This is a genomic window from Candidatus Pelagibacter communis, assembly GCF_001179925.1.
GTDB classification, from domain to species: domain Bacteria; phylum Pseudomonadota; class Alphaproteobacteria; order Pelagibacterales; family Pelagibacteraceae; genus Pelagibacter; species Pelagibacter ubique_E.
This window is the reverse complement of record NZ_CVSF01000015.1, coordinates 21,361-27,812: the sequence shown is the minus strand read 5'-3', so window position 1 is coordinate 27,812 and position 6,452 is coordinate 21,361. Positions and strand designations below refer to the sequence as shown.

The following is a 6,452-nucleotide window of genomic DNA, read 5'->3' as shown; positions in this document are numbered from 1 at the left end:
ACCCCCATAAGTTGTAATGGTGGAGGTGGTGGGTACTGCCCCCACGTCCGCAATGGTTATTACGAAATTCATTTATCGTCATAGTTGGAAATCCAACTTTATTAATATAAAAGGAAATACAACAGATTCAATAACAATCATGAAATTAACTAAAGAACAGTTAGAGGAGATAAAAAATCAACAAAGTCAGAGTAACCAGACAAAGAGAGTAACTTCACCAGAACTTGAAAAAATTTTATATGAGGCAATTCCAGCTTTGGATCATGGATTTGTAAGAGTAGTAGATTATATGGGTGATGATACTTCTATAGTTCAGTCAGCAAGAGTATCATATGGAAAAGGAACAAAACAAGTTTCTACTGATAAGGGTTTAATAAAATATTTAATGAGACATTGGCATAGCACCCCTTTTGAAATGTGTGAAATTAAATACCATATTAAATTACCAATATTTATTGCTAGACAATGGATCAGACATAGAACAGCTAACGTAAACGAATATTCTGCAAGGTATTCAATTTTAGATAAGGAATTTTATTTACCAACTAGAGATAATTTAGCAGCACAATCAACAAGTAATAGGCAAGGTAGAGGTGAAATACTTGAAGGCGAACAAGCTAATAAAGTTTTAGAACTTTTAAAAAATGATGCTGAAAGGACTTATGATAACTATGAAACTATGCTCAATGAAAGATATGACGGGTCTACAATAGATAAAAATAAAAAAGGTCTAGCTAGAGAGCTAGCAAGAATGAATCTTACACTTAATACTTATACTCAATGGTATTGGAAAACAGATTTATTAAATTTAATGAATTTTTTAAGATTGAGAGCGGACAGTCATGCACAATTTGAAATAAGAGTTTATGCAGACATTATGTTAGATACCTTAAAAAGGTGGGTTCCAATTACTTATGAAGCATTTATGGATTATAGAGTTGGAGGAACTGAAGTTTCGGCTAAAGGAAAAGACATTATTCAAAAACTAATTAAAAATGAAAATGTATCTTTAGAGGCTTCGGGATTATCAAAAAGAGAATGGAATGAATTAATGCAAGCTTTTGATCTTAAAGATAAGATGATTTAATTTTATTAGCAAAATTTAAGTATATCTTTGAAATTTCATGTTCTGAGTTAAGCTCAACTATTGGTTTACCGTTATCAGAGGCTTTTCCAACTTCAGGGTTAATTGGAATTTCACCTAAGAAATCTTTGCTGAACTCCTCAGCAGTCCTTTTGACTCCACTATCACCAAATATTTTATAACTTTTACCATCATCCGCTTTAAAATAACTCATATTATCAACTAGCCCTAAAATTTTTACTCCAAGCTTATCAAACATTTTAATACCTCTTTTGACATCTAGTAATGCTACCTCTTGAGGTGTAGAGATAATTATTGCACCATCCATTTTAATTTCCTGCGAAAAGGTGAGTTGAGTGTCCCCTGTTCCAGGTGGCATATCGACGATTATAAAATCTAAATTTTTCCAGTTGACCTTTTGAGTAAAAGTTTTTATTGCACTGGTGACCATTGGACCTCTCCAAATCATTGGAGTTTGTTGATCAGCCAAAAAACCAATAGACATACATTGAATATCATATTTAATAATTGGCTCTAGTTTTTGTCCATCACTTTTTGGTTTTTCTTCTATACCTAACATTTTAGGAATTGATGGACCATATATGTCTGCATCTAATAATCCAACTTTACAACTAATTTGTTTCAACGCTAAAGCAAGATTAGTTGCAAATGTAGATTTGCCAACCCCACCTTTGGCGCTCGAAATTGCTATTGTAAATTTAGTTCCAATAATTGGATTTTTCTTAAAAACCTTTGGTTCTAGCTTGCTTTTCATTGCGGCACTTAGTTCAGGCTTTTTATCTGTCATAAATTGATCTTAACTTGTTTTTAATTAATTAAACACTATATAGATAATGTATGTCTGATGATTTTCAACAAAGAGGTGGTAGTCCTTGGGGAACACCTCCTGGTGGAGGAAATGGTAATGGGTCTGGTAGAGGTCCAACACCTCCAGACATTGATAAAATAATTAAAGAATTTCAAGAAAAAATAAAAAGATTTTTTCCAGGTGGAGCATCATCTGGTGGTAAACAGGCTGTTTTAGTTCTTATTGTTTTAGGTTTTATTTGGCTTGCAAGTGGCCTTTATAGGGTTTTGCCAGACGAGCAAGGTGTTGTCCTAAGATTTGGAAAATTTATAAAAACAACTCAACCTGGATTAAATTATCATATTCCATTCCCTGTAGAGTCAGTCCTTACTCCAAAGGTTACAAAGGTTAACAGAATCGATATAGGGTTTAGATCTGAAAGAGATAGTGGTTTTACTTCTTCAGGTGGAGTAGCCGATGTTCCTCAGGAAAGTTTAATGTTAACAGGAGATGAAAATATTGTAAACATAGACTTCTCAGTTTTTTGGGTAATTAAAGATGCAGGAAATTTTTTATTCAAGATTCAAGATCCAGAAGGAACTGTAAAAGCTGCAGCAGAGACTGCGATGAGAGAAGTAATAGCAAGATCAGATATTCAACCAATTTTAACAGAGGGAAGATCACTTATAGAGACTGACACTCAAGATATAATTCAAAAAATTTTAGATGAATATACTAGTGGTATTCAAATCACCCAAGTACAAACTCAAAAAGCAGATCCACCGGATCAAGTAATCGATGCTTTTAGAGATGTTCAAGCTGCAAGAGCAGATATGGAAAGATCAAAAAATGAAGCTGAAGCATATGCTAATGATGTAATTCCAAGAGCACGAGGAGAAGCTCAAAAAATTTTACAGGCAGCAGAGGCTTATAAAAAAGAAGTTGTAGCTAAAGCTGAAGGTGAAGCTAGTAGATTTGTATCCATTTACAATGAGTATACTAAGGCAAAAGAAGTTACTCAAGAGAGAATGTATTTAGAGACAATGGAAAAAGTTTTAGCAGACATAGAAAAAGTAATTATTGAAAAAAATGCCGGCTCTGGTGTAGTTCCATATCTTCCATTACCTGAATTAAATAAAAAGAAAGTAACAAATTAAAATGAATATAGGAAAGATTATAACAGGTATAGTTGTTGTGCTAATTGCGGTAGCTTATTTTTCAATTTTTATAGTAAAAGAAGTAAATCAGGCAATCGTTCTTCAATTCGGTGATCCTAAAAGAATAATTTCAAAACCTGGGTTGAATTTTAAAATTCCTTTTATCCAAAATGTTGTTTTTTTAGATAAAAGAATTTTAAATTTAGATACACCACCAGAAGAGGTAATTGCATCAGATCAAAAAAGATTGATTGTAGATGCTTTCGCAAGATTTCAAATTATTGATCCACTTAAATTTTATATTTCTGTAGGTAATGAGAGAGTAGCAAGATCAAGATTAGCAACTATTATTAATTCAAGAATAAGAAACGTCTTAGGCCAACAAGAATTGCAAACTCTATTATCAGAAGACAGAACTAAACAAATGGCTTTAATTCAAGAAGGTGTAAATAATGAAGCTGAAAATTTTGGTATCAAAATTAATGATGTAAGAATTAAAAGAGCAGATCTTCCTCAAGCAAATAGTGATGCTATTTTTAGGAGAATGCAAACTGAAAGGGAAAGAGAAGCAAAAGAATTTAGAGCAAGAGGTGCAGAAATGGCGGTAACAATTACCTCTACCGCTGACAAAGAAGTTACAGTTATTTTAGCCGATGCTCAAAAAAAATCTGAAATTATGAAAGGGGAAGGTGACGGTCAAAGAAATAAGATTTTTGCAGATGCCTTTGGAAGAGACCCTGAATTTTTTGCGTTCTATAGAGCTATGCAAGCTTACGAAAATGCTTTGATTGGTGGGGATACATCTTTAATTTTATCTCCTGATAGTGAATTCTTCAAATTTTTTGGAAATATAAAACCTCAAGTTCAATAAAATTTTACCATGAAAGAATTGATCATAGCCTTTGGTCTATTTCTTTTTATTGAGGGCATTTTATATGCCATATTTCCATCAAAAATGAGAGATATGTTAAAAAAATTAGAACTTATAAAAGATGGTCAATTGAGAGTTGGAGGTCTAATTTTTGCAATTTTAGGTTTTATGATTATTTATTTTACAAAGAATTAATATGAAAAAAATTAAATTTATACTCTCCACTATAATTTTTACTTTATGCGTTTCCACTACATCTAATTCAAAATCTGTCCCTGCATCATTTGCAGATTTAGCAGAAAAATTGATGCCTTCAGTAGTTAATATTTCAACAACGCAAACAGTTGTAACTAGCACTAACCCATTTCCATTTCAATTTCCACCAGGTTCACCTTTTGAGGATATGTTTAAAGAGTTTGGAACTCCTCAAGAAAGAAAATCTTCTGCACTTGGTTCAGGTTTTATTATAGATGAAAAAGGTATAGTTGTTACCAATAACCATGTTATTCAGGATGCTGAGGACATAATTGTTAGAGTAAATGGTGATGAGGAATTTAAAGCAAAAATAATTGGGGCCGATCCATTATCGGATATTGCTGTTTTACAATTAGAAACAAATCAAAAGTTTGTTCCTGTAGACTTTGGAGATTCAGATAAGGCACGAATAGGTGATTGGGTAATAGCTATAGGAAATCCTTTTGGTTTAGGTGGAACAGTTACTTCAGGAATTATTTCAGCAAGAAACAGATCAATTGGATTATCAAGATATGAAGATTACATACAGACCGACGCTTCGATCAACTCAGGTAACTCTGGAGGTCCTTTATTTGATATGAATGGTGATGTGATAGGAATTAACACTGCTATACTAGGTAGAAGTGGATCAATAGGTATTGGATTTTCTATTCCATCAAATAGTGCAAAAATAGTTATAGATCAGTTGATAGAGTTTGGCGAAACTAAAAGAGGTTGGCTCGGAGTTAGAATTCAAGATGTTACTCAAGAAATTGCAGATGTTGAAAAGTTAGATGAGCCAAGGGGCGCACTAGTAGCAAGTGTTGCAGAGAATAGTCCATCTGCAAAAGCAGGAATTAAAGCAGGAGATATTATTTTAGAGTTCAATGGAGCAAAAATTAATCAAATGAAAGAATTGCCAGCAATAGTTGCTAAAACAAAAGTGGGATCAACAGTTGAAGTAAAAATTTGGAGAAATAAAAAAGAATTAACCAAAAAAGTCCTTTTGGGAAGATTAGAAACTTCAGAAGATTTTAAAATATCAGAGAAGTCATCACCAATTGAAAGTATAATAAAAGATTTAAAAATATCAGTAAGAAAATTAAATACTGAAGATATAAAACAAAGAAAACTTCCTAATCAAACGAAAGGATTAGTAGTTACGAAGATTGAAAAAAACAGTCCATTAATAAACTCAATAGAGGAAAACAGCATTATAATTGAGGCGCAAAAGAAAAAAATCGATTCTGTAGAGGATTTAGAACGTATCGTGACACAAGTTTTAAAGACTAATCAGAAAACAATTCTATTAGTTATTTATAATAGCCAAAACCAAAGAAGGTATATTGGTGTTAAATTAAAATAAGAGATGGATTTAAAATCCAAAATTTTTTTAATTTACGGACCAACAGCATCAGGAAAATCTGAATTTGCAATCAAACTGGCAAAAAAAATTAATGGTGAAATTATTAATGCTGATAGCATGCAGGTTTATAAAGAGTTTAGAATTTTAACAGCTAGACCTTCGAAAAAAAATTTTCAAAAAATTAAACATCACTTATATGGTTTTCGAAATTCAAGAAAATATTTTTCAACTGGTGATTGGTTAAAATTAGTAATAAAAAAGATTCATGAGGTAAAAAAAAGGAAAAAAATTCCAATTTTAGTTGGTGGCACTGGCTTATATTTCAAAGCATTAATTGAGGGTTTAGTTGAAATTCCGATTATACCTTTAAGCTTAAGAATAAAAACTAGAAACCTACAAAAAAAAATCGGTCAAGAAAGATTTTATAAAAAACTTTTGAAAGTTGATCCACTGTCAATAAATCAAATAAACCCTTCAGATGTCCAAAGAACTATCAGAGCTTATGAAATTAAGACGTTTACAAAAAAATCAGTAGTTGAGTGGTATAAAAACACAAAGTCAAATTTTAAGAAAAAAGATTTCTATAAAATTATAATCATTCAATCTCGACCTAAGTTAATCGAAAAAATCTCTATAAGAACAAGACAAATGCTAGAAATAGGAGCAATTTTAGAGGTTAAAAGATTTCTCAAATTAAAAATCCCTAAAGAAAAAAGTATTTCCAAAGCTATAGGTATTGCAGAAATAAGTGATTTTTTAAAAAAAATGATAGATAAAGAGGAGTTAGCACAAAAAATATCAATAAAGACAAGGCAATATGCCAAAAGACAAGTCACTTGGGCCAGAGGGCACATGAAGAGTTGGAAAAAAATTCATACCAATAAATTAAATAATTTTTTGAAAAAGATTTAATAATTTCGCAGATAAACTTG

At 31.5% G+C, this 6,452-nt stretch carries 7 protein-coding genes and 1 other RNA gene; 6 read left to right on the top strand and 2 right to left on the bottom strand.

Translation table 11 applies throughout. The features are described 5' to 3' along the window. Nucleotides 1-135, bottom strand: a transfer-messenger RNA (tmRNA) gene (gene ssrA, locus AMN70_RS00880); the annotation flags it as partial. Between the two features lie 4 nt (nt 136-139). Between ssrA and thyX the strand changes: the two genes are divergently transcribed. Then, complete coding sequence (gene thyX, locus AMN70_RS00875) at nt 140-1,087, top strand: FAD-dependent thymidylate synthase (protein ID WP_075501135.1); 948 nt, start codon at nt 140-142, stop codon at nt 1,085-1,087. Here thyX and AMN70_RS00870 read toward each other — a convergent pair. Then, on the bottom strand, nt 1,068-1,892 hold the full coding sequence (locus AMN70_RS00870; protein ID WP_075501134.1) for an Mrp/NBP35 family ATP-binding protein: 825 nt from the start codon (nt 1,890-1,892) through the stop codon (nt 1,068-1,070). The two genes, thyX and AMN70_RS00870, sit on opposite strands and share 20 nt — an antisense overlap. Before the next feature lie 50 nt (nt 1,893-1,942). Here AMN70_RS00870 and hflK point away from each other — a divergent pair, with 50 nt between their 5' ends. Genes hflK through miaA form a run of 5 tightly spaced genes read left to right on the top strand, consistent with a single transcriptional unit; the run spans nt 1,943 to nt 6,432 of the window. After that, entirely contained in the window at nt 1,943-3,049 is a 1,107-nt protein-coding gene (gene hflK / locus AMN70_RS00865) for an FtsH protease activity modulator HflK (RefSeq protein WP_075501133.1), read from the top strand. 1 nt (nt 3,050) lies between these two features. Next, the gene (gene hflC, locus AMN70_RS00860; protein WP_075501132.1) at nt 3,051-3,920 is read left to right on the top strand and encodes a protease modulator HflC; all 870 of its coding nucleotides are present in this window, start codon (nt 3,051-3,053) and stop codon (nt 3,918-3,920) included. A gap of 9 nt (nt 3,921-3,929) precedes the next feature. Next, a complete protein-coding gene (locus AMN70_RS00855; RefSeq protein WP_075501130.1) occupies nt 3,930-4,115 on the top strand; it encodes a DUF2065 domain-containing protein in 186 nt (61 codons plus the stop codon). Nucleotide 4,116: 1 nt separating this feature from the next. Further along, nucleotides 4,117-5,520 (top strand): Do family serine endopeptidase, encoded by a 1,404-nt coding sequence (locus tag AMN70_RS00850; RefSeq protein ID WP_075501129.1) that lies wholly within the window; start codon nt 4,117-4,119, stop codon nt 5,518-5,520. A gap of 3 nt (nt 5,521-5,523) precedes the next feature. Continuing rightward, the gene (miaA, locus tag AMN70_RS00845; RefSeq protein ID WP_075501127.1) at nt 5,524-6,432 is read left to right on the top strand and encodes a tRNA (adenosine(37)-N6)-dimethylallyltransferase MiaA; all 909 of its coding nucleotides are present in this window, start codon (nt 5,524-5,526) and stop codon (nt 6,430-6,432) included. Nucleotides 6,433-6,452 lie beyond the last annotated feature (20 nt).

What these genes read in the sequence shown, in the direction of transcription:
- thyX (WP_075501135.1), top strand. Translation starts at nt 140, where the DNA reads ATGAAATTAACTAAAGAACAGTTAGAGGAGATAAAAAATCAACAAAGT.
- AMN70_RS00870 (WP_075501134.1), bottom strand. Translation starts at nt 1,892, where the DNA reads ATGACAGATAAAAAGCCTGAACTAAGTGCCGCAATGAAAAGCAAGCTA.
- hflK (WP_075501133.1), top strand. Translation starts at nt 1,943, where the DNA reads ATGTCTGATGATTTTCAACAAAGAGGTGGTAGTCCTTGGGGAACACCT.
- hflC (WP_075501132.1), top strand. Translation starts at nt 3,051, where the DNA reads ATGAATATAGGAAAGATTATAACAGGTATAGTTGTTGTGCTAATTGCG.
- AMN70_RS00855 (WP_075501130.1), top strand. Translation starts at nt 3,930, where the DNA reads ATGAAAGAATTGATCATAGCCTTTGGTCTATTTCTTTTTATTGAGGGC.
- AMN70_RS00850 (WP_075501129.1), top strand. Translation starts at nt 4,117, where the DNA reads ATGAAAAAAATTAAATTTATACTCTCCACTATAATTTTTACTTTATGC.
- miaA (WP_075501127.1), top strand. Translation starts at nt 5,524, where the DNA reads ATGGATTTAAAATCCAAAATTTTTTTAATTTACGGACCAACAGCATCA.